The 24,304-nt window shown below is 52.8% G+C and carries 19 protein-coding genes; 3 read left to right on the top strand and 16 right to left on the bottom strand.

Annotated features, from left to right (window positions below):
- Positions 1-182: 182 nt before the first annotated feature.
- From ACAN54_RS16015 to ACAN54_RS15960, 12 genes are all read right to left on the bottom strand, one after another.
- A complete protein-coding gene (locus tag ACAN54_RS16015; RefSeq protein ID WP_379156976.1) occupies positions 183-1,823 on the bottom strand; it encodes a formate--tetrahydrofolate ligase in 1,641 nt (546 codons plus the stop codon).
- Positions 1,824-2,018: 195 nt separating this feature from the next.
- A complete protein-coding gene (locus ACAN54_RS16010; RefSeq protein ID WP_379156973.1) occupies positions 2,019-2,495 on the bottom strand; it encodes a glutathione peroxidase in 477 nt (158 codons plus the stop codon).
- A 133-nt stretch (positions 2,496-2,628) separates the two neighbouring features.
- The gene (locus tag ACAN54_RS16005; protein WP_379156970.1) at positions 2,629-3,636 is read right to left on the bottom strand and encodes an LLM class flavin-dependent oxidoreductase; all 1,008 of its coding nucleotides are present in this window, start codon (positions 3,634-3,636) and stop codon (positions 2,629-2,631) included.
- A gap of 176 nt (positions 3,637-3,812) precedes the next feature.
- On the bottom strand, positions 3,813-4,148 hold the full coding sequence (locus ACAN54_RS16000) for a DUF3243 domain-containing protein (RefSeq protein ID WP_379156967.1): 336 nt from the start codon (positions 4,146-4,148) through the stop codon (positions 3,813-3,815).
- A 235-nt stretch (positions 4,149-4,383) separates the two neighbouring features.
- The gene (locus ACAN54_RS15995; protein WP_379156964.1) at positions 4,384-5,355 is read right to left on the bottom strand and encodes a M15 family metallopeptidase; all 972 of its coding nucleotides are present in this window, start codon (positions 5,353-5,355) and stop codon (positions 4,384-4,386) included.
- Between the two features lie 218 nt (positions 5,356-5,573).
- Positions 5,574-7,502 (bottom strand): DEAD/DEAH box helicase, encoded by a 1,929-nt coding sequence (locus ACAN54_RS15990; protein ID WP_379156961.1) that lies wholly within the window; start codon positions 7,500-7,502, stop codon positions 5,574-5,576.
- A 500-nt stretch (positions 7,503-8,002) separates the two neighbouring features.
- Complete coding sequence (locus ACAN54_RS15985) at positions 8,003-9,673, bottom strand: ABC1 kinase family protein (RefSeq protein WP_379156958.1); 1,671 nt, start codon at positions 9,671-9,673, stop codon at positions 8,003-8,005.
- Positions 9,674-10,021, bottom strand: a complete 348-nt coding sequence (locus ACAN54_RS15980) for a phasin family protein (RefSeq protein WP_379156955.1) — start codon at positions 10,019-10,021, stop codon at positions 9,674-9,676.
- A gap of 67 nt (positions 10,022-10,088) precedes the next feature.
- Complete coding sequence (locus ACAN54_RS15975; RefSeq protein WP_379156952.1) at positions 10,089-10,751, bottom strand: ThuA domain-containing protein; 663 nt, start codon at positions 10,749-10,751, stop codon at positions 10,089-10,091.
- A gap of 43 nt (positions 10,752-10,794) precedes the next feature.
- Complete coding sequence (locus tag ACAN54_RS15970; RefSeq protein WP_379156949.1) at positions 10,795-11,607, bottom strand: uroporphyrinogen-III synthase; 813 nt, start codon at positions 11,605-11,607, stop codon at positions 10,795-10,797.
- A 90-nt stretch (positions 11,608-11,697) separates the two neighbouring features.
- Positions 11,698-13,689, bottom strand: coding sequence for a methyl-accepting chemotaxis protein (locus ACAN54_RS15965; protein ID WP_379156945.1), 1,992 nt, complete (start codon positions 13,687-13,689; stop codon positions 11,698-11,700).
- 234 nt (positions 13,690-13,923) lie between these two features.
- Positions 13,924-14,325, bottom strand: coding sequence for a Fur family transcriptional regulator (locus ACAN54_RS15960; protein ID WP_379156942.1), 402 nt, complete (start codon positions 14,323-14,325; stop codon positions 13,924-13,926).
- A gap of 204 nt (positions 14,326-14,529) precedes the next feature.
- Between ACAN54_RS15960 and ACAN54_RS15955 the strand changes: the two genes are divergently transcribed.
- From ACAN54_RS15955 to ACAN54_RS15945, 3 genes are all read left to right on the top strand, one after another.
- The gene (locus ACAN54_RS15955; protein ID WP_379156939.1) at positions 14,530-16,086 is read left to right on the top strand and encodes an FAD-dependent oxidoreductase; all 1,557 of its coding nucleotides are present in this window, start codon (positions 14,530-14,532) and stop codon (positions 16,084-16,086) included.
- 115 nt (positions 16,087-16,201) lie between these two features.
- Positions 16,202-16,921 (top strand): 3-ketoacyl-ACP reductase, encoded by a 720-nt coding sequence (locus ACAN54_RS15950; RefSeq protein WP_379156936.1) that lies wholly within the window; start codon positions 16,202-16,204, stop codon positions 16,919-16,921.
- 33 nt (positions 16,922-16,954) lie between these two features.
- Positions 16,955-17,266 carry an antibiotic biosynthesis monooxygenase gene (locus ACAN54_RS15945; protein WP_379156933.1) on the top strand — a complete coding sequence of 104 codons (312 nt, stop codon included), beginning with the start codon at positions 16,955-16,957 and terminating at the stop codon, positions 17,264-17,266.
- Between the two features lie 238 nt (positions 17,267-17,504).
- Here ACAN54_RS15945 and ACAN54_RS15940 read toward each other — a convergent pair whose 3' ends face one another.
- The 4 genes from ACAN54_RS15940 to ACAN54_RS15925 form a co-directional block, all read right to left on the bottom strand.
- A complete protein-coding gene (locus tag ACAN54_RS15940) occupies positions 17,505-19,730 on the bottom strand; it encodes an MMPL family transporter (RefSeq protein WP_379156930.1) in 2,226 nt (741 codons plus the stop codon).
- Between the two features lie 302 nt (positions 19,731-20,032).
- Positions 20,033-21,952 (bottom strand): ABC transporter ATP-binding protein, encoded by a 1,920-nt coding sequence (locus ACAN54_RS15935; RefSeq protein WP_379156927.1) that lies wholly within the window; start codon positions 21,950-21,952, stop codon positions 20,033-20,035.
- The gene (locus ACAN54_RS15930) at positions 21,949-23,709 is read right to left on the bottom strand and encodes an ABC transporter ATP-binding protein (RefSeq protein ID WP_379156924.1); all 1,761 of its coding nucleotides are present in this window, start codon (positions 23,707-23,709) and stop codon (positions 21,949-21,951) included. The genes ACAN54_RS15935 and ACAN54_RS15930 overlap by 4 nt, the downstream gene beginning before the upstream one ends.
- Complete coding sequence (locus tag ACAN54_RS15925) at positions 23,702-24,139, bottom strand: MarR family winged helix-turn-helix transcriptional regulator (RefSeq protein WP_379156921.1); 438 nt, start codon at positions 24,137-24,139, stop codon at positions 23,702-23,704. Before ACAN54_RS15925 ends, ACAN54_RS15930 begins: the two co-directional genes overlap by 8 nt.
- Positions 24,140-24,304 lie beyond the last annotated feature (165 nt).

Here is a 24,304-nt window from a genome sequence, read left to right as displayed (position 1 = left end):
TGCTTCTTCTGTACACCTGCATTAGTTTTCCCCCGAGCAGGCACATTATGTCTGCAGGGTAGCAGGAAGGACTAGGGAATCTCTTTGATACCGGAGGCCGGCAAGCTACGCAGCAAAGCCCCCGCACCTCTGCATAATCTGCAGTGATACGGGGGCTGAAGGTGAATCAGAATGAACCTGTTCTATACTAAACCGTTAATAACGCCATCTGTGGCTACCTGTATGCCTTCTGCCGCCGGTTTGGCCGGAAGTCCGGGCATAGTAACAATATTGCCGGTGATGACCACCGCAAAACCTGCTCCAAGCGACAGCGTAATATCGCGGACACCCATGGTGAAGCCTTGGGGTGCTCCCAGCAGTCTTGGCTGGTCCGAGAAAGAGTACGGATTCTTCGCCATACAAACCTGAAGCCGCTGAAGGCCGTGTTTCTCTATGAGGCTCAGGCTGCGTTTCGCCGCTGGTGAGAAGGCCACTTCGGCACCACGGTAGATTTCAGTAACGATTGTATTGATTTTGGCCGGGATATCCAGATTGTCGTCATACAAAGGAGCAAATGTCGATGCTTGACCTTCTCCCCGTTCCAGGAGCTTCTTAAGCTCCATGGCGAGTTCGATCCCTCCAGCACCGCCTTCTGCCCATACTTTTGAGATGGCTGCTGGTACACCCAGACGGCGGCAGGCCTCCAGCACATCGTTAATCTCTGAAGGGGCATCGCCCTCGAAGTGATTAAGCGCCACAAGGACTGGAACACCGAATTTACCCAAATTTTCAATATGCCGCTCCATGTTAGCAATACCGGAGAGCAACGCTGCCCGGTTCGTCGTGTAGAGCTCGTCTTTATGGACACCGCCGTTGTATTTCAGTGATTTCACCGTAACTACCAGCACAGCCGCAGCGGGCGTGAGTCCGGCTTGGCGGCATTTGATGTCCATGAACTTCTCTGCACCCAGATCCGCACCGAACCCTGCTTCGGTCACGACCACATCTCCCAGCTTCAGTGCATAACGGGTACCGATTACACTGCTGCAGCCGTGTGCGATATTGGCAAAGGGGCCACCGTGCACGATAACCGGCGTGCCTTCCAGCGTCTGTACCAGATTGGGCTTCACGGCTTCCTTCAGCAGCGCAGCCATGGCTTCCACTGCCCCGATATCATTAGCCGTCACCGGCTGCCCCGACTGATCATATCCGACCAGCATGCGGCTGAGCCGGTTTTTGAGATCGGCAAGATTGTCACACAGACACAGCACGGCCATAATCTCTGAGGCTGTCGTAATCTGAAATCCGCTCTCCCGCACTGGACCATTGCCATCGCCGAGGCCGGTGACAATGCTGCGAAGGCTGCGGTCATTCATATCCATAACGCGTTTCCAGACTATACGCTGGGGATCAAGTCCCAGCACATTGCCTTGGAAAATATGATTGTCAATCATGGCCGACAGCAGATTATGCGCCGAGGTTACCGCATGTATATCGCCTGTGAAATGCAGGTTGATCTCATCCGCGGGAACAATCTGCGCTTTACCTCCACCCGTGGCTCCGCCTTTCATGCCCAGACATGGACCAAGCGAGGGTTCACGCAGTGCAGCTACAGTCTTGATTCCCGCCGCATTCATTGCCTGGGACAGCCCGATCGTCGTTAGCGTTTTCCCTTCGCCTGCCGGGGTCGGATTCATCGCGGTGACCAGCACCAGCTTTCCGTCCGGCTTATGCTTAAGCACTTCCCAAAGGGATGGCGACAGCTTGCTCTTATATTTGCCGTACAGCTCCAAATGTTCCTCATCAATCCCTGCTGCCGATGCCACCTCAGTAATTAACTTCATGCCGTTATAAGACCCTCCTGCCGTTATTGTCCTGCATCATACTTCCCTTTATACAACTATCTATGATGTACCTATTCCTCTTCAAAGAATACAGTGTCTGTGAAAAGCGTCAAGGATAATTTTCATAAGCCGTAACTGCAAAAACCCCCTGAACACAGCAATTGCCGTCATTCAGGGGGTGAAAGAATCCGTAACTTAGAGCAAGGCTTCGATCTGTTCCTTCATGCTTTCGGGGGATTCCTTCGGCTCCACACGGGCTACCACATTGCCGCTGCGGTCCACGAGAAACTTAGTGAAGTTCCACTGGATGTCACTGCTCTCGCCATCTCCCGGCTGCTGGCCCTTCAAATACTGAAAGAGCAGACTGGCCTCCGGCCCGTTCACATCCACTTTGGCGAAAACAGGAAATGTGACGCCGTAATTCATCTGGCAGAACGCTTCCGCTTCTTCACTGGTTCCCGGCTCCTGCCCGGCAAATTGGTTACAGGGAAAACCTAATACCACTAACCCCCGGTCTCCATACTGCTCATAGAGCTTTTGCAAATCCCCGTATTGTGGTGTAAGTCCGCATTTGCTGGCCGTGTTGGCAATCAGCAGTACCTTACCTTCATAATCCTTGAAAGGGACTTCTGTACCCGATGGCTTCACTCCGGCAAAACTGTAAATGGACATTCTGCATCCTTCCCTTCATCCGTGGATTGATCAAACGGCTATGCACTGTACAGCCATCCTTCATCTTACCTTATGACCGGAGGAATACAAAATACAGATAGCGTGCCCGGACAAGACAATATTTCGCTACCCCTTACGTCTGGGACAATCCGCAGGCGCCGGCAATCAGCCGGAGAGACTTCAGTTTATCTTCATATCTGTGCATTGGCATGGCGAACATTATTTCCTCACAGCGGTATTCCTCCATAAGGGAAATAAACTTCTGCCGCACCTCCTCCGGCGATCCGAGGATTGTCCGCTTGCGGTTCTCCTCAATCCGAAAGCGGTCATACGGTGTATAGTTGTAGCTCAGTGCCGTTTCCACAGAAGGTATGCCTGTCGAGACATGGCCCTTTTCAAGCAGAACCACGGACAGGTCCATGCTGGCCGCCAGTCTATCCGCTTCTGCAGAAGTCTCAGCACAGACGGCAAACACCGATACTAGTGCCCGGGGAGCATGGGAAGCAGGAGACGGGTGAAAACAGGTCTGAAAAGTATGTACCGCCTCGCCGCCTCCGTCACTGTTAATGAACGCGGCATAGGCGAAACGGACGCCCATCTTCGCTGCAAGAGCTGCGCTGTCCCCGCTGGACCCGAGGAGCCAGAGCTCCGGCGCGGTACTGACCTCCGGACAGGCCTCCAGCCCGGCAAAGCGGTGTGTCTCATCCGCACCGCCGTACAGATAGCTGAGCAGATCCCTGATCTGCAATTCATAAAGCTCTGCGCCTCCTGTCCGGTTCTCCTGAAGCGCTCTTGCAGCAAGTGCTCCTCCTCCTGCGGCTCTGCCGAGTCCAAGATCGATTCGTCCTGGATATAGAGCTTCGAGCACACGGAAGTTCTCGGCAACCTTGTACGCGCTGTAATGGGGAAGCAGCACGGCTCCCGAACCAATACGGATATTTGAGGTGATTGCAGCCAGATGGGTCATCAGTATCTCGGGACTTGAACCAGCCAAACCGCGCGCGGCATGATGCTCGGACACCCAGAAGCGGTGATAGCCCAGCCGGTCAGCCTCCCGGGCAAGGCTTGCGGTCTGGGCGATAGCCTCGGCGGGTGTGCAGCCCTCAGAGACCGGGGATTGATCCAATATGCTTAATTTCATAGAATGTGCATCTCCAAGTCAGGGAATGGTTGACTTCCTCCATTATATCACCCCGTATCCCCGCCTTCTGCAGTATTTCCCGAACCCCATCCGGCAAAAATCCGCCCCGCTAACGGGACGGAAATCTTCCATACTTATGAATTAAAGTTCCAATGCCACAGCACGGGCCCATCCTCTTACCGGGCCAGCTTCACAAGCATGTGGGCCAGCCGGTGGCGTTCTTCCTTGGTCCCCACCTTCCACAGCTCCTGCAGCAGCTTCTCCTCACTGTTACGGGGTTCTTCATGTTTGGCCAGGTAGTCTGCGATTTTTTCCGCTGCCACCGCCAACTGCTCTTCACCCAGACCGATTTTCTGTGCCAGATGAATGCGTTTTCCTAAATAGGCCTTAAATTCCTCAAAATTGTTCAAGATGACCTCTTTTTGTTCGGGATCAATCCGGTCCAAGGCGTCATTCACTTTGCCCATCGTTACCATTCCGTCCTTGCTCACAACATGATTATGTTCAGACATTCAAAATCCCCCTTCCAGTGGAAATTTGATAGGTTTCCCACTACTTAACCAGGGGCCGGACAGATGAACCAAATAGACCTTATGAGCTTCCCCCGCTGAAATAAGTACATAATCCCGGCCTAAACGCATCTTCAAACGAACATTTCACACATGGTGATCCAGGCCTGGATGAGCAGATGCAAAAAAGCACTGCAACCCTTCCTCATTACGAAGAGCTGCAGTACTTAAAATGATCTTATTTTGACACCGGTACCGCGTCAAAATATTCTTCCAGCGTAATGCCTCTCTCTGCAATGGATACTGCGATTTCCTTGCCTACGTAACGGACATGCCAAGGCTCGTACATGTATCCTGTAATCGCCTGTTTGCCTTTGGGATAACGGATGATGAAGCCGTACTCCGCCGCATGGTCCGCAAGCCAATTAGCTTCCTTTGTTCCGGCAAAACAGCTTTCGGCGGCGCATTTGCCGTCAGTGCCGGACAGATCGATGGCCAAACCTGTCTGATGCTCACTGTGTCCAGGCACGGCACTGTAAGTACGGGCCTTCTCTTCGCCATCCCTGGCTACATAATTGTTGAACAGGCGGGTCTGCGTAGCTTCGGAACGGTATCCGGAAACCCCGGCCAGGTGTACGCCATCTTCCTTCGCTCCAGCGAACATCTTCTCCAGCGCGGTAGCCGCGGTCTGGCGCAGCATCCGCTTCTCAATCTTTTCCGAGAAAATAAACGGCACGTCCGGATAGACCAGATCGGCCGGTTTATAGCCCTCCGGAAGCTTGTACTGCTTATTAATGATTGCCTCCAGACTCTCCGGCTCGGCAGCCGTAAGCTCCGCTGCCGGACCGCCTGAGCCGGCGCTGCCGGTATCAGAAGGTTTATCGGTCGCGGTCGTTGTTGCGGTTGCGGTCGCTGTTGCAGTTGCCGCTGGTGAAGGCTCTGCACTTGGCTGATTGCCGGATGGGTCCGGCTTGTCCGCAGGTGCTGTAGAAGGCTCCGTCCCTGAGTTCACACCGGACTCCGGTATGTCAGAGGCTGTAGCCGAAGGCTCGGGGGCTGTGCTTGGCTGCGCTTGAAGTTCCTCACCCGTGCCGGCAGAGGCCCCCTCTTCCTGTGAAGCCGATGGCGAAGGTGAGGTATATTTACCGATTCCCCAGCCTACAGCAATGATGATGATAAGCAAAATAACGATTTTGGCGGTCTTAGACATATGCCGTGTTTCCTCCCACAAAGTTTATGAATGTTTCACCCGGTGCCATACATTAGAAACTCAACTCTATTATAGACAAGCATTGTATCCAAAATGTTTCAAAATCTTAAACGGACCTGCACAGGCCGGCAGACAGCCGAAAAAAAATGTTACCACAGCACGCCAGCCGTAGCTGACCGTCCTATGGTAACAAGTCTCAAAGCTGAAATCCAGCACCTTTATCTGGACGAACCGCGACCGCCGCGCGAGCCGCCAGAACCGTTGCCACGGCCACCGCGCGCCGAAGCATTCCCGCCGCTGCTGCGTCCGCCCGAGCCAAAGCCGCCTTTGGCGCCTTTGCCGCCCTTGGAACCACCGCGTGAGCCGCCGCCTTTGGCTGGCGCTGCTGCACTCCAGCCGCCGGCATCATTGCTGCGGGCTACGTTCGCTCTATGCTTAGGGCTGGCCTGAGCGCCGCCCGGGTTATACCCGCTGCCCGAGCCTGCCCCTTTGGAGGCTCCATAGCTGAAGCCTCCGGCTTCCGCACCACGTGCAACGTTGGTGCTGTAGCCGCTGCTTGGGCCGCCACCCGTACCGGCGGCCCCTCTGCCGCCGCGCGTGCCGGCGGCTTTCCCTCCGGCTGCTGAATCTGCAGCCGGGTTACTGCGGGCGTCGAAGCTGCCGTAGCCGCCGCCCGGTCTTGGCTTCGCCGCGCTTTTGCCGGCGGATTCACCGCCTTTTGGCGCAGCCGCGCCATAGGCGCTGCGCTTGCCGCCAGCCGCAGCGTCGCGGCTGCGACCTTCGGCAGGCGCGCCCCAGCCGCCTGCTTCCTTGCTACGGCCGCCCGCTTCCTTGCCGCGGCTGCCTGCCTCCTTGCCGCGGCCGCGTCCGCCCGGCCGTGCACCGGCTTCAGCGCGCGGTGCTCCGCCGCTGCGTCCCTGGCCGCGCCCGCTGCGTCCGCCGCGGGCTGCTTCCGGTGCGGCGTTCTGGCGTCCGCCGCGAGGCGAGCCGCCGCCAGCCTGCACGGAGGTGAATTCGCCTACGCCGAATTCATCCTTCTCGTACCGGCGGCGGTCCAGCCGCTGGGAAATGCCGTGCTCGATCAGGTCGAGCCCGGCGCGTTCGCGCGGCGAAGAGAACGTGATCGCCAGTCCCTTGCCGCCTGCGCGGCCGGTCCGGCCGATCCGGTGAATGTAGCTGTCCGCATCCAGCGGCAGATCGAAATTGAAGACATGCGTGATGCCCTCTACGTCCAGACCCCGGGCAGCCACGTCCGTAGCCACCAGAAGCTGAAGCTTGGCTTCGCGGAACCGCTTCATAACAGCTTCACGTTTGCCCTGAGACAAATCGCCGTGCAGCTCGTCGCAATCATAGCCTGCCGCCTGCAATGCTTCATTCAGCTTCGAGACCCGGCGCTTCGTCCGGCAGAAAATAATCGCCAGGTAAGGACGGTCCCGCTCGATCAGCGCAATCAGCGCTTCTTCCTTGTTGCGGTCAGAGCATTCCACGACCTGCTGGCGGATGTTGTCCAGCGGAATAGGTGAACCGCTTTTAATAATGATATCCAGCGGTTCTTTCATGTAATTGCTGGCCAGCCGCTTGATCGGATCCGGCATTGTCGCAGAGAACAGCATCGTCTGGCGGCGGTAAGGCACAGCCGTTATGATCGTCTCCACATCCTCCAGGAATCCCATATGCAGCATTTGGTCGGCTTCGTCCAGTACAAGCATTTTGACCCCGTTCAGATCGAGGGTTTCCCGGCGCATATGATCCAGCAATCTGCCCGGAGTCCCGATAATCAGATGTCTGCCGCCTTCCAGCTTGCGCAGCTGTTTCTCCACGTCCTGACCGCCGTAAACCGCCAGAATTTTCACACCGGTATGGCGTGCCAGCTTGCGCGCTTCCTCTGTAATCTGCAGTGCCAGTTCGCGTGTCGGCGCCATAATGAGCGCCTGCGGATACGCCTGCTCCACACGGATCTTGTCCATAATCGGCAGCAGGAAGGCCAAAGTCTTCCCTGTTCCCGTCTTGGCTCTTGCAATAACGTCCAGCCCCTGCACCAGCGGCGGAATCGCTTCTTCCTGCACCGGCGTTGGCTTCACGATACCTTGACCCTGAAGCAGACCGTTCAATACTTCAGATACTCCTAATTCTTTAAAACCCGCCATAGTCTCCACCTCACAATTTTCTTTAATGTTGTTCAATTCATATCACTATAGTCATCCATTTTCTGGAGTAATGTTAGCATGTTGCGGTTGCCGCCCGCGGCGTATAGCCACGTTTTCAAGCAGAAACGGCTTTGCCGTCCTGTAAGCGGACGGACCGTTTCGGCCGGAAATATAAGGATAATGTATAGCGTGTCTAAACATATAAATTCTTATATTTCAAACAAAAGCGGAAGAACCCCGTCACCGGAGCCCTTCCGTCTCACTAGCCGCCCTTTAGCCCTGCAGATATGCGGTCCAAGGTTCGGTTTCTGGGGCAGCAGCGATCCACCGGACGTTCAGACGGCATTCCATTTGCGTTCCATTACACTCTATACGGATAGCTTCTTATAGGAATAAGAAGTTAACTTATACATTGTACTTGATCCAGCAGGGTTTGTGTGCATCTGCTGAAGAATATTTATTCATTTTCAAGTTCATCTTATAGGGCCAGTCCCACACAGCTAGAATCTGCCTGACTTAAATATGGAATACAGCAGCCAAAGAATCATCAGTGCGGCTATTACGGACCCGATTTCGACAATGGGGAAATCCCAGAGCATAGAGGGCTCTCCGCGCAGCGAGGAAGCAACAATCAGACCCGCCATAATAATGCTGAAGGCAAGGAGCACAATGCTGAAGGACAAGCGGTTACCCACCCGGCTCAGCTTCTGCTCAATTCCCTTCAGCTCGGGCAGCCCGATCTCCACCTTCAGCTTGCCCTTGCTGATCAGGGCAGACAATTGTCTGGCCTGGGCAGGCAGCTCCACCAGACTTTCCGCAAGATCAGCTACACCGCTGAGAATCTTGCGCTGGAGCCTGCTGCCGCTGAACCGCTGTCTAACCAGCCGTCTCCCGAAAGGCTCTGCCATCTGCACGATGCTGAAGGCTGGATCAAGGTTGCCGACGACACCCTCCAGCGTCAGCATCGTCTTGCCCAGCATCGCCAGGTCCGGCGGAATGACCAGCCGGTGCTTACGGGCAATGCCAAAGAGTTCGTTCAGCGCTTTGCCGATGCTTACCTGATTGAATGGAATATCATAATAGGCCTCACGCAGCCGGTCCATGTCATCATGCAGCGCCATCCGGTCAGCCTCCTCGGGAATAACACCTAGCCGCAGAATGGCCCTAACCATAGAGTCCGTATTCTTCCGCATCAGAGCAATAACCAGAGCCGACAGATTGTCCTTCATTTCTTCACTGAGCCGTCCTACCATGCCAAAATCAATCAGTGCCAGCTTCCCGTCTTCCATCCTCATGACATTCCCTGGATGGGGATCCGCATGAAAAAAGCCATGAATAAAGATCTGGTTCAGCATCATTTCGACAAGCTGCTGGGCAAGTGCTTTCAGCTTCACGCCTTTCAGCAACAGCTTTTCACGGTGGTTCAGTGTGATACCCTCAACATACTCCATAGTGAGTACACGGGTAGAACTATAATCCCAATAAATCGCCGGGATGTAGACCGGATCCTGGTCGGCGAGCTGACTTGCAATCCGTTCCGCATTGCGTCCTTCCTGACCATAATCCAGTTCGGCCAGCAAGGCCCGGGAGAATTCCTCGACCATCCGGGTAAGTCCATATTGCCTAGCCCAGTCCATTCTTCTCTCGGCCAGGGCACTGAGATCCTGAAGAATCTCCAGATCCCTTGTCATGGTCCTCATGACCCCGGGACGCTGTATCTTGACCGCTACACTCTGTCCTCCATGCAGGACAGCCCGGTGCACCTGACCGATGGAAGCTGCAGCGAGCGGGGCATTCTCAAAATAACTGAATATTTCATCAATGGACTGATCCAGCTCTTGCTCCAAAATATTACGCGCTGTTTCCGCCGAGAAGGGAGGGACACTGTCCTGAAGCTTCACCAGTTCCTGAATAATGGAATCGGGCAGCAGATCAGAGCGGGTGCTTGCCAATTGGCCCAGCTTTACAAAGGTTGGCCCCAAATCCTCCAGCACCCGGCGAATCCGCTCTCCGAGCGTCAGACTCTCGTGAACCTCCTGGGTAATCATCCGGCGCGGGAGAGATAGCAGATGGTAAAGGCCGAGCTCCTCCACCATATAGCCGAAGCCATGACGCATCAGCGCCATGGCAATAGACCGGTACCGTCCGGCATGTCTTATGCGTACCGCCATTTAATCCGTACGCGTTCCCGGCAATATCTCGCCAGGGGAAGAAGTGCCCTCCAGCTCGGCGACACGGCGTTCCAGGACTGCAATCCGTGCCTCCAGCCCGGCAACGTCACTCTGCACAGGGATCTTGAGGTCCTTCAGCACACGCTCAACCTGTTCATGAACCGCAGACTTGAACATTCCGCGCTCTTCCTCGCCCCGCTCTACGAGACGGTCGACCAGGGCCTTCGATTCGGACGGCGCAAGCTCGCCCCGCTTCACCAGCTCTTCAACTACCTTCTCTACCTTTTCCTTGCTGACAATGGTGAGGCCTACTCCTAAAGAGATTGCTTTCTTGAACAAATCACTCATGGCACTTTCCTCCCAAAGATTCCAGTTATGGATAAAGTATACCCTTTAGCGGGCTATTTCACAAAATTCAGGGCTGCTGAAGCCTGTTTGCAGGTTCATTAACGGGAATCCGCGCTGCCCAGGTGGCTGCCCGGAGGATCAGCTGGCGGATTGCAGGATGGGTGAAGGAAGGCTCATGATGCCCGGGCATCAGAAAAACTACCCGCCCAAGTCCAAAGCTATGGCACCAGGCCGCAGGCCGCATTTCACCTTCCGCTTCATATTCGAGCAATATAGTCTTATCTGTAAACGGATCGAAATCGAAGGTGTATGGCTCCTCATCGAGCTGGAAATCTTCAATACCCTCGGTAATATCATGCTCCAGCACTTTGAAGTTCAGCGGAGCATAAGGCGGATGCCCGGTAAATCTGCCGCCGATCAGCTGTGCCAGCTCATTGCGCTTGGCCAGTGAAATACCTGTATGCAGAACGATCAGTCCGCCGCCGCCGCTCACATAGCTCAGCAGACCGGCAGTCTGCTGTGGAGATACCGTCTCATTCCATAATTCATTATATGCGATGCATAGATCATAACCGGCCAGATGCTCGCTGAGCAGCAGCTTTTTATTCTCCGAACACTGAACAATCAGCAGATCATTCAGAATATCACTAACTTGTTTATCCACACCCTGCAGCGGATGGAAACGGGGATGGGTATAGTCACCCAACAGCAGACATTTTCTCTTGTCCATAGGGGGCCTCCTCCTTCTTTCTGTATCTGTAGTTGTCTTATTATTAGCGTTGTCCTGCGATGTATTTACCAAGCTCCACAAACATGCTGCCCATCCGTTCATGCTCAGGCATCACAATTCGCGTTATTCCCTCTTCTTTCAGGGATTCCGAGGTAATCCGGCCTACAGAAACAGCCAGTACCTTGTCTTCAAAAGCCCGCACGAGCTCCGGCAGCTTGCCCTGCTCTCTGGCATACCCGGCCAGAAAACGGAATTGCGGAGCGCTAGTGAAGGCTACAGCGTCAACTCTTCCTGTAGTAATATCGTCAAATAGAAGGGCGAGCGCCCCCGGCTCAGGCGGTGTATGGCGATAAGGCTCTACCTGAAGAACAGAGGCTCCTGCATCCTTCAACCAGGCCACCAGATGAGGGGCTGGATCACCATGCAGCTGGAGTACAACTCGTTTGCCATTCAGATCCCAGTCTTCGAGACCCCGGATTACTCCAGCAGTACTACCGTCATCATCGCGTACTTCAGGCTGGAGTCCCCGCTTCTTCAGCGCATTAACGGTCTTGTAGCCCCTTGCCGCTATCGGTGCTGCGGAGAGAACCTCAAGGAAGCGATCCTCTAGCTTCATTTGCGCTGCCATATCAAACAGAGCTTCTAGTCCCATCCCTGTCGTTAGAATAGCCAGATCCGGCGGATGGTCGGTCCAGGCTGTGATTCCCTCCCGCAGCGCCTCATCATCCAGAAACACGGTACCTTGTGCAGGCCGGTGTAATGCGGTGCCGCCCATATTCTGCACCAGCTTGGCCATTTCTTCAGCCTTACGCGGACCCGCAAGGGCCACGGTAATCCCCTGCAATTGCTCTCCCATATCCCTTTCCCCCTCATAAGCCCACACATTATTGCTTATCAGTATACTTGGAAAGGGTAGAAAAAGAAAAGATGCAAAGCTATTCTAAGCTTACGGTTTTGTAGAATACAGCTTAAAACGTCCCACGAGCTTCTGCAATTCCTCCGCCAGATGACTAAGATCAGCCGATGAAGACGCGATCTCCTCCACCGAAGCTAACTGCTCCTCGGCAGCTGCAGAAATCGTCTCTGTATTGCCGGCTGCCTCCTGGGAGATCTCTTGGATCTCACTAATGGCTGCCTGCATGCTGACAGCTTCTGCTGTAAGCGTGTCAACGGCTCCTTCCATGGCTTCAATCTTCTCTGCCGCTCCCTTAACCGCTCTGCGGATGCGGGAAAAGGAACGCCCTGTTGAATCCACCGCCAGAATCCCCTCCGACACCTTGCTGCGGGCATCCTCTACCGTCACCGTTGCCTGCTGCATCTCTGTATTAATGGAAGAAATCTGCTCTGCAATCCGCTGCGCCGACTGCTCCGATTCCTCGGCCAGCTTGCGGACCTCGGATGCCACAACGGCGAAGCCTCTGCCCTGCTCACCGGCCCGGGCCGCTTCTATAGAAGCATTGAGTGCAAGTAGATTGGTCTGGCGTGCAATGCCGGTAATCACACCGACAATCCCGTCAATCTGGCCGGTACGGTCATTCAGCTTGTCGATCACACCGCTAAGCGCCTCCACCGTTTCATGAATGCCGTTAATTTTGTCTACCACGCTTATTACGGAGTCATTCCCCTCTGCTGCAGACAGCGAGGTTTTATCCATCATCGCCGATACCTGCTCCATGAACCCGGAGATTTGTGCCACTTCGTTTGCGGTTGCAGCTGTACTCTCTGTTCCTTTATGCACACTATTCACCTGACGCTCTGTACCTGCTGCTACTTCCTGAATCGCTATCGTTACATGCTCAATGGCCTTCGTTGTCTGTTCTGCTCCGGCAGTCAGCTCTTCCGCGGAGGCAGATACATTGTCAGTCATCTCCTGCACACTGATAATCATCTCGCGCAGATTTACCACCATGGAACGGAAGTTATTCGCCAGAAGGCCGATTTCATCTCTATGAAAGTCTCCAATATCCTCCGAAAGGTCGCCTTGGGCAATGATCTCCGTTGCTTTGCGCAGACGAATCAGCGGCTTCAGGATGGAGGATACATTGAAATAGATGAGCACCATTGCGAGCAGCACCGAGATAGAGATTACGATCAGAGCCTTATCACGAATCCCGCTCGTGGCAGCAGTGACCTCATTTTTGCTGATGGTACCTCCGATTCTCCAGCCTGTCAGTTCGTTGACCTGATAGGTCATCTTTTTGGGAGCGTCCTTGTAGGTATAATCAAATGAACCGCCCTCCCCTTCAAACATCACCTTCACAAAATCCAGCGAGGATTCCTTCCCGATAGCTTCTGTGGGATGTACGAGAAACTTTTTGCTGCTGTCGATAATGAAAATGTAGCCTTGCTGCCCGACCTTAATATTGGTCAGATCCGCTAATTCGGCCAGGTTGAGGTTCAGCGTCATAACCCCTCCCCCGTCTTCAAGCATTGCAGAAACCGCCACTGCCGTTTCATTATTAACTGTCAGGAAAGCCGGTGAAATCACAGCTCCCTTGCCGTGCTTCAGCGCATTGACATAAGCATTTTCCGTTCGCGGATCATAGTCTTGCGGAAAATTGGTGTCGGCGGCATGCACCATCTTTGCCCGGCTGGTTGCAACATAAATATCCAGTACATCTGGATGAAGGACTACATACTCTTTCAATCTGTCTTTAATCGCAGCGCTTTTGTCTTGAGACAGTTCTCCATTTAGATCTGCGGAAGAAATCTGCTTGGAAAAATACTCAATATCATTTATTTTGGATTGAATATTTGCGTTAACGATCTCATTCACCACCGCCACACTTTCCGTGGCATTGTCTATAAGCTGGCCTTCCACTTTGCTGCTGGCCGAATCATAGGTTTGCCAACCTATAATAATGCTTGGCACCAGAAGGACAAGCAGATATGTGATAATCAGCTTCATACGGATTGTAAAACGGGACTTGATTTTCATATGCTTGCTCACACTCTCTCTCTTTTAGTTCTTAAGTACGACTTTTGCTTCAACTTAATATATAATTATATATCGGCCCATTAAACCCTTTTTTCTTTGCCAACTCTTCAGTATTATCATACTTATTTGTAGAATTTTCATATAAACGCAACAAAAAGACCGTTTCATGAAAACGGTCTTTTCTTATATATGCATTTCATTTTCCGGGACTGTTTCTTAATTCAAATCCTCAGTTCAAGGCCGTTTGACCTTTTTGCTACTGCAGGATGGGCATACGCCTCCAAACACCATATGTGCATGGGTAATCGAATATCCCGTCTCCTCACTTACCTCGCCAATCCACTCCTGCGGAACCTGGGTCATAACCTCATCCACGGCTCCGCATACCTCGCAGAGGATATGCTGGTGATCATCGAGCCGGGCATCATATCGGCTGGCGGCTTCGCCCAGCTTCAGTTCGCGGATCATCTGTTTGTCCGACAGATAGCGCAAAGAGTTATATACGGTTCCATAGGCGAGATTGTGGCCCTGCTCCACCAGCCGATTCATTACTTCTGCAGCGGTAGGGTGATCATGTGAACTCCGGACAATATCATACACGGCTTGACGCTGGGAGGTCAGATTCAGGGTTTTCATCTTTATCATCCTCTAGTTTATTTTTAGATCAAGTATAAATCCAGCAGGTACCATAGTCAATCCGAAAAGGGCAGCAGGCAGAAATCCCCCACGAAGTACCATTAGTCCTCCAGCTTCTCTTTCCGGGTTTCTTTTGGCGGGAGTGTGGTAATAAATGAGATGAGTCTTATAGTGATGTAGGAAATGAATATGGAGGAGAATAAGATGAACAGTACACCCCAGTTCTCACAGAGTCTTCCGCAATTCCCGCAATCGTTCTGGAGAGCCAGCAGTGAGATCCCTTCCTTTCCACGACTGGCTGAAAATCATGATACAGATGTCGCCATTGTCGGCGGCGGAATTACCGGGATTACAACGGCCTATCTGCTGACCCAAGCAGGGTATAAGGTGACGCTGCTGGAAGCAGGTGAACTCTTTGCTGGCACTACGGGTTTTACCACAGCCAAAATCACTGCACAGCACGGACTGATCTATCACGATCTGGTCAAGGACTTTGGGGAAGAAGCGGCCCGGCTCTATTTCCAGTCCAACAGCGAGGCCTTGGAATGGATGAGACAGACGGCGGAAGAACAGCAATTGTCTTGCGGCCTTACACCGGAAGCAGCTTACCTCTATGCAGATAAAGACGATGAGAAAACGCTGAAGCAACTGGAGGCCGAGTACGAGGCTTATCGCAAGATTGGAATTCCAGGCGAGTGGCAGGAGCATATTTCGCTTCCCCTGATGGTCGATGGTGCCCTCAAGCTACCGGGACAAGCTCGCTTTCATCCGCTCCACTACCTTAAGGGACTGCTGGACGTTATTGTGGATAAAGGCGGGATCATCTATGAGCATACAATGATTGGTGAGCAAGTGGACAAAAACGGCGGCATGCTTACACTGCATACGGAAGGCGGGAAGCATGCAATCCACTGCAGACATGCCGTGTCCGCTTCCCACTTTCCTTTTTATGACGGCGGAGCCCTATATTTCTCACGTCTGCATGCGGAACGTTCCTACTGTCTGGCTGTTGATCCGGAAACCGATTATGAGGGGGGAATGTATTTAAGCGCAGGAACCCCGGCCCGCTCGCTGCGTGCAGTGGAATGGAATGGCAAAAAACTCGTCATTGTCGGCGGTGACAGTCACAAAACCGGACAGGGCATCTGCACATTCGGCCACTATGAGAATCTGGAGAAATTCGCCGGGGAACTATTGGGCATTCGGGGTATTCCCTTCCGTTGGTCGACCCAGGACCTTGTCACTCTGGACCGTGTACCTTATATCGGCAAAACCGCCGAGGATGAGGAAATCTATATCGCCACCGGCTTCCGTAAATGGGGTATGACCACCGGGACGCTGGCAGCACACCTGATTGCGGACGGTATTCAGAAGCGCAGCAATCGATATACAGAACTATATACCCCTTCGCGCTTCAAAGCCCGGCCTTCGATCAAGAATTTCATTGTCCAGAACGCCAATGTCGCTAAGGAACTAGTCGCCGGCAAGGTAGAAATTGTGCACAAGAAGACACAGGATCTGAAGGCGGATCAAGGCGCAGTCGTCTTTCATGACGGGAAGCGCGTCGGGGCCTACCGTGATCCTGAAGGGCATCTGCATCTGGTGGACAGGACCTGCACCCATATGGGCTGTGAAACCGAGTGGAACGAGGGGGAACGCTCCTGGGACTGCCCTTGCCACGGTTCCCGCTTCTCTTATGAAGGAGAGGTGCTGGAAGGTCCGGCTACCCTTCCGCTCAACAGGCTGGAAGCTGAAGAATAAGCTGCAGCCTCTCCCCCTCCTGCCTGCGGCGTGATTCTCCTTTCGCGCTCGGGTATAATGGGAGCTGAATAGCTGTCTCATTAATAAGTATCGCAAAGGAGCGTGACGTTAGGTTATGGATTTGAGAGGAAAAAGTATTGTCATTACAGGCGCCGGCAAAGGGATCGGCAAAGCTCTGGCTATGGCACTGGCCAAAGAAGGTGCAAATCTGGGTCTGATCTCCAGAACTGCGGCTGATCTGGAGGCGCTGAAGTCAGCACTGACCGAAGTGTATGATGTAAAGGTAAGCATTGCAGTGGCAGACATCGCTGTCCGTGAGGAAGCGGAACGGGCTGTAGTTGCCCTGCAGAATGACCTTGGCGCGTTCGATGCGCTAATCAACAATGCCGGAATCGCCAAGTTCGGAACTTTATTGGAGATGGACCCTGCAGATTGGGAACGTCATATGCAGATCAACCTTTTCGGCAGTTACTATGTAACCCGGGCAGCTCTGCCTGCCATGATTGAGCGCAGCAGCGGCAATATCATTAACATCTCCTCCACAGCCGGAGAACGCGGTTTTGCTACCGGCTCAGCCTACTGTGCCTCCAAGTTCGCACTCATGGGCATGACTGAATCGCTGGCACAGGAAGTGCGTAAGCACAACATCCGTGTGGTTGCACTCACTCCAAGCACCGTTAATACCGGCCTGGCGGAGAATGCCGGCCTGAAGATCGGCGACGAGGACCGGATGATGCAGCCTGAGGATGTGGCCGAGCTTACGCTGGCCGCCTTGAAGCTGCCCGACCGCGTCTTCCTGAAAACTGCAGGATTATGGACTACTAATCCTCAATAAACGAGAGACACAGCCTATGAAGGAGGACTGGACATGATCGTAGTAACGAATACCATTCAGGTAAAAGAAGGCCACGGAGATGGCCTGGCCAGCCGTTTTGGCCAAACCAATGGCGTACAGGACATGCCTGGTTTCATCCGTCTGGAGGTATGGCAAGGCGCTCCCAAGGACGGCGTGGAAGAACTGAAAATATGTACTACTTGGGAGGATGAGGACGCCCTCAAGGGCTGGACCTCCAGCCCGGCCTTCCGTGAGTCCCACCGCGGCGCCGGCAAGAACGAGAATATTATCGCAGCCTCGCTCGACAAATACGAGTTGCTGTTCAGCCGTACGCCGGGTGAGTAGGCCTACGGACGATGCTAGGAGCGCGGGCATGCTGCTCAAGGCGCAGTAGCATCCGGCGGCACGCCCAACAACGGCATTTCTGCCGTTGTTGGCTTTCCACTAATTAAAAAGGGATGCCCAGTTGACCTATAATGGCCCAACTAGGCATCCCTATTTTGCATCCAATAGTATGGGAAACTACGGGAGACTCCTTACCTAAGGCTCTCCAATACCATTCCCATTGTGATACTGCTCCTTATCAATCTTCACTCACAGACAGAGCCCGATCCAGCTCCTTATGTTTGCCCGGCCAGAAGGACCAGCGGCCCAAGAGTACAGTAATCGCTGGCACCAGGAACGGACGGACTACAAAGGTATCCAGCAGTACCCCAATGGCGGTGATGATGCCGAACTGCACCAGTACTTGAATTGGCAGGCTGGCAAGTACGGCAAAGGTTCCGGCCAGAATGAGCCCGGCGGAGGTGATAACCGATCCGGTCTCATTAACGCCTTCGGCGATGGCTTGCTTCAGCGGCATTACCTTACGCTTTTTCCAGATGTTCGAGATCATGAAAATGTTATAGTCCTCGCCCAGCGCAACCAGGAACACGAAGGAATATAGCGGGATCGAACCCTGGATGGCGTCTGCCCCCATAACATAATGAATAATAATCCAGCCCAGCCCAAGCGCAGAGAAGAAAGACAGGATTACAGTGGCCACCAGATAAACCGTCGCTACCAAAGACCGCAGATAGATTAACAGCAGGATGGTGATCATCCCGATGACAACAGGAATAATCAGATCGGTATCCCGCTCGCCAATTTCCTTAGTATCGTATTGCGTAGCTGTCTGCCCGCTGATCCATACACTATCCCCGGCATTGTCCAGACCGGATTCAGTCAGGGCCTGCTGTGTGGATGCCTGCAGCGCAGGGATATGATTCATGGTTTCCAGGGAATACGGATTGCTCTTGAATTCAATATCATAGCCGAGAATATTCTTGTTGACTGCCCCTTGCTGCGGATCGGACACCTTATCGATATACGAAATGCCGCTAAGGACAACTTTGATATCCTCTCCGTTCACCTTACCCTGTGTATCAATCATCAGCTTGGCCGGAGCCAGCTCACCAGGGGAGAACTGCTTGCCGATCAGGTCAAAGCCTTGGCGCGATTCCATGTCCTTCGGAAAGGACGAGAGAATATCATAAGTAAACTTGATCCCGCTGGAAAAAGAGGCGAGTACGCCCAGAAGGACCACTGTTATGCCAACAATCGCCCATGGACGGGAAATGACGAGGTCACCGATCCCTCTTTTGCGTGTTGGATTGGGCTGCGGCGCCGGTTTGCCTTTGGCTTTGGCCCGGGCGGCTTCCATCTGCGGAGTACGCGGAATGAACGGGAAGAAGGAGGCCCGGCCAAAAATAGCCAGAAGAGCAGGCACCAGCGTCAGGCTCGCAATCCCCATAATCAGAATGGAGACGCTGAACGGAACCGCAAACCGGTGGTACGCACCGTATTTGGCCAGCAGCAGTGCAAACAGCGCAAGCACCACGGTAAATCCGCTCATGGCAATGGCACCGGAAGAATGGGTGATCGCACGTAGCAGCGCATGACCCTTATGTTCTTCAACCTTCAGCATCTGACGGAACCGGGAAATCAGGAACAGGCAATAGTCTGTACCCGCACCGAACAGCAGTACAGTCATTATGGAGATCGCCTGGGAATCTACGGTGATCCAGCCCTCCTGGGCCATTTTACCGAGCACTGGACTGGTAACTCCATAAGCAAAGCCCACCGCTATTAACGGGATCAAAGCCAGAATCGGCGAACGGTAAATCAGTAGCAGGAAGACTAGCACTAGCACAACTGTTGCGATCAACAAGGAGACGTCGGCGTTCTGAAACAGTCCTGTAGCATCAACAGAAATCCCTACCGGCCCGGTTACCCGAAGGCTGAGATCCTTACTGTCTGTCGTCGCCTTGACAGGATCGCCGCCTGTTTCTGTGGATATAATCTTTTTCAATTCCGTTAAAGCTTCACCGAGCTGATCACTGTCAGCCGTCTTATCAAACAGGACAGGTGTGACCAGTGTGCTGCCATCCTCGGATAACGAAGCCTTCAGCGCCTGCGGCGGCAGCTGCCCCAGTGGCGGAACATAGTTCTGATGTTCCAACGGCTGCTGCTCAAGCTTGCTGTAGACAGCAGTGATATGTACCAGATCCTCCTCGGACATTCCGCCTTCCCTATGCCATACAAGTAAAGCAGGAACGCCGCTGCCAGTCGGGAACTCCCGTTCTGCTACCACAGACGCACGCACCGATTGCGAGTTCTCAGGCAGGTTCGATACATTGTTCAGCTCCTGTGAGTTCACAGAAGGCCATAACATGGTGAGCGCTCCTATGACCGCAATCCAGACAATAAGAGTGATCCATTTAGTCTTGCTGCCTGCCACCCATTTTCCGTAGCCTGACATTCCTTTCATCCTCTCTTCGTACCCATCGATTTCAAAATGAACCGCGGGTCATTTTTATATCCTTATCATATATACCCTCAAAATTTTAATCAAACCTTTTTTTTTCAAAAGATCATACCATCCATATATATACAGCCTATATTCTTTATACTTTACCGATTGCCCTGTGCTGAATCACCTGTATTGTGCCATTTGTGTGCATAGCAAAAAACTCCCCATTCACAGCAAGGCTTAGCCTGCCGGAACAGAGGAGCTTTTCACGCGGCAACCGCCGCAACATAAGATATTACCTGCGTATATTAGAGTGCTGCTTAGCCTACATCCGGCAGACCTTCATCGGAAAACTGGCTGTTATACAGATCGGCGTAGAACCCGCCTGCTTCCAGCAGCTCCACATGAGTACCTTTTTCAATAACACTGCCGTGATTCATCACAAGGATCAGATCGGCGTCACGGATGGTGGACAGACGGTGGGCGATAACAAAGCTCGTTCTGCCTTTCATCAGCGTATTCATTGCTTTCTGAATTTGCACTTCGGTCCGTGTATCGACGCTGCTTGTCGCTTCATCAAGAATCAGGATGGAAGGATCGGCCAAAATTGCCCGGGCAATGGTCAGCAGCTGCTTCTGCCCCTGAGAGATATTAGACGCTTCTTCGTTCAGGATGGTGTTATAACCCAGCGGCAGCGTGCGGATAAAGTGATCTGCATGCGCGGCCTTGGCAGCCCGCACCACATCGGCCTCCGTAGCCCCTTCGCGTCCATATGCGATATTCTCGCTGATGGTCCCGTTGAACAGCCATGTATCCTGAAGCACCATACCGAATTTGCTGCGCAGCTCACTGCGCTTCATATTGGTAATATTGACACCGTCAATGATGATCTCTCCGCCGCTGATTTCATAGAACCGCATGAGCAGGTTAATTAGCGTGGTTTTGCCGGCACCGGTAGGTCCTACAATAGCAATGGTCTGTCCGGGACTGACCTCAATATTCATATCCTCAATAAGAATTGCATCTTCTTTGTAGCCAAATTTCACGTGACGGAATTCAACCGAACCCTCTTCTGCATCCACAGGACGTTTCGCCAGGGAGGTAGTGACTTCTGGAATTTCCTCTTCTTCATCCAAAAGCTCAAATACACGTTCTGCGGAAGCAATGGTAGATTGGATAATGTTAGCAATGTTAGCCGTTTGGGTAACCGGCATGGTGAACTGGCGCGAATATTGGATAAAAGCCTGAATATCTCCGACATCGATGACTTTCTTGGTGACAAAAATACCGCCGACTACACAGACCAGCACATAACCCAAATTCCCGATGAACATCATCAGCGGCATGATAATACCGGAGATGAACTGTGCCCGCCAGCCGGAGTCATAGAGCGAGTCATTGATTTTATTAAATTCCCCCAGCGAGTGCTTCTCGCGGCCAAAAGCCTTGACGATGCGGTGACCGGTGTACATTTCCTCCACATGCCCGTTCAGCTGGCCTAAAGATTTCTGCTGGCCGATGAAGTAGGTCTGTGAACGTTTGCTGATGCCCATGATAACTACAAAACTCAGCGGTAAGGTGATTATGGTGATCAGGGTAAGCCAAGGACTGATAGTCAGCATCATGATAATGACCCCGATAATCGTCACGATAGCCGTAATAAGCTGCGTCAAGCTCTGCTGCAGGGTAGTGCTGATATTGTCCACGTCATTAGTCGCGCGGCTCAGAATTTCCCCGTGGGTCCTGGAATCAAAATATTTCAGCGGCAAACGTTCGAGCTTGCTGTTGATCTGCTCACGCATATCAAAAACAACCTTTTGCGCCACACCGGACATCACATACTGCTGTACATAGCTGAACAATGCGCTGAACAGGTACAGGCCGGCCAGAATAATCAGAATATCATTAATATAGCCAAAATCAATCTCAGCACCCGGCACGCCCATCATCTTGCCATAAGCGCCTTCGAACAGTTTGGTCGTTGCTTTACCCATTATCTTAGGACTGAAAATACTGAATACCGTACTTGCAATAGCCATAACAAATACGATAATGAGCTGCATCTGCCGCGGCCGGAGATAGCGGATCAGACGGCGCAGCGTCCCTTTAAAATCCTTGGCCTTTTCAGGGGGAAGCCCCATGCCTGGGCCACCCGGGCCACCATGACCGCGCCCGCCACCAAAACCGCCTTGCCGGCGCGGAGCCGAAGCTGCCTTACTCTGTGTGTTCTCTTCACTCATGCTATTTCCTCCTCTGACAGCTGCGAGGATACAATCTCGCGGTACACTTCACTATTGTCCATCAGCTCCCGGTGTGTGCCCATACCGGCAATCTGGCCATCATCAAGCACAATGATCCGGTCGGCATCCATGACCGTGCTGACCCGCTGGGCTACAATCACAACAGTCGACTCTGTAGTCTCGCCTTTGAGCGCGGCCCGCAGCTTGGCATCGGTCTTGAAGTCAAGCGCAGAGAAGCTGTCATCGAACAGATAAATCTCAGGTTTTCTTACCAGAGCACGCGCAATCGAAAGACGCTGCTTCTGGCCGCCGGAGACGTTGCCGCCACCTTGGGATATTTCCGATTGGAAGCCGTCTTTCATGGCAGAGATGAAATCGAAAGCCTGGGCCACCTTGGACGCATGGATGATTTCTTCGTCCGTAGCGTCTTCTTTGCCGTAGCGGATATTCTCATTAATAGAACCCGTGAACAGTACTGCCTTTTGCGGGATATAGCCAATCTTGCTCCGCAGTTCCTCTTGTGTCATCTCGCGTACATCCACTCCATCCACCCGTACTGCACCTGTGTCAACATCGTAGAAACGCGGGATGAGGCTGAGCAGGGTGGATTTTCCTGAACCTGTACCGCCGATAATCGCCGTAATCTCACCGGGCTTCGCACTGAAGCTGATACCTGAGAGTGCTGGCTGTTCAGCGCCCGGATAGGAGAACGACACGTTATCGAACTCTACAAAACCATGCATGCCATCACGGCCGTCCTGGCGAGTCGCTGTAGCCGTGGTTTGAAGCTGGCCGGCGGTTGGATCTGTAATTTCAGGCTGCATATCCAGCACCTCGTTGATACGTAGCGCGGAAGCAGATGCGCGGGGAATCAGCACGAACATCATGGATACCATGATCAGGGAGAACATGATCTGCATCGCATATTGAATAAAGGCCATAAGCGACCCGACCTGCAAATCTCCGTCGCCGATCCGGATGCCGCCGTAATACAGAATGGCAATCATCGAGAAGTTCATGACAATCATCATCAGCGGCATCAGACCTGCCATGATTTTATTCACTTTGATAGCCGTATCCGTGAGATCCTTGTTGGCTTCCGTGAAGCGTTCGTTCTCATGATTGATCCGGTTGAAGGAACGGATAACGCGGATACCGGTCAGATGCTCGCGCAGCACACGGTTCAATTTGTCCAGCTTGACCTGAATCTGTTTGAACAGCGGCAGACCCTTCATCCCTATGAAGAGAATCGCACCCACCAGCAGCGGAATGACGACCACAAAAATCAGGGACAGCTTGGCATCCTCCGATACGGCCATGATGATCCCGCCGATCATCATCATCGGTGCACCGATCATCATGCGGAGCATCATTGTAAGTACGGTTTGTACTTGTGTAATATCATTGGTAGTACGTGTAATCAGCGATGCTGTTCCCAGCTTGTCAAATTCATGCAGAGTGAAATTCTCCACATGATTGAACATCCGTGAACGGGTATTCTTGCCGAATCCGGCGGCGACTCTAGCTGACAGATAACTGGCTATGATCGAGCATATAGCTCCGCCAGCGGCAACGAGGAGCATGAAACCGCCGATTCTCCAAATATAGCTGCGGTCCCCGTGTACAATCCCTTTGTCTACAATATCGCTCATCAGGGTAGGGAGATACAGATCACCCATCGATTGCAGGAATACAAGAATCAGCACGGCTGCGATAGCCAGCTTAAAGGGCTTCAATTGTTTCATTAATTTAATCAAGTTTCTCATCTCCGTTCATTTGTAACCGGTCCAAATTGGGCGGCGGATTGTCCTGGACGAATTGGCGCACCTTCATCAGCAGCTCCGCCAATTGGTTACTCTCATCTTCGCCGAGGTACTCCACCAGGTGGTTGAGCGTCTCGTTCATATGATCTTTTGCCCTGCAGGTAATCCTTTTACCCTGCTCGGTCAGCTTGATCCGTACGACTCTCCTATCGGTTGCATCCGGCATTCGTTCCACCATTTGCTTGGCCTCAAGACTGTTAATCAGCTGTGTGACAGTTGGAGGAGTGAGTCCCAAGAACCGGCTGATTTCGGAAACCTTCAATCCTTCGGCATCTTCATGCGATCTTTTGGCTATACATATTAATAAAGTCATCTCACTTGGCTTATGGCCCTCTACCGTGTGCTGCCAATGTGTCTTACGCAACTGCCGGAGTGCGGCAAAAAGCTTGTGCGCGACTGGATTTTCAGAATTTATCCCAATGCTTCCACCTCACATTTAATTAGGTAACAAAATTATTAAACACAATACTAATTAGGTTACCTAATTATATTTTCGGTTCAGCACTTTGTCAATTCATGAATGCGTTAT

This window comes from Paenibacillus diazotrophicus (assembly GCF_042610465.1).
Note: the sequence above shows the minus strand (reverse complement) of the source record. Positions and strands in the feature narration are given on the sequence as shown.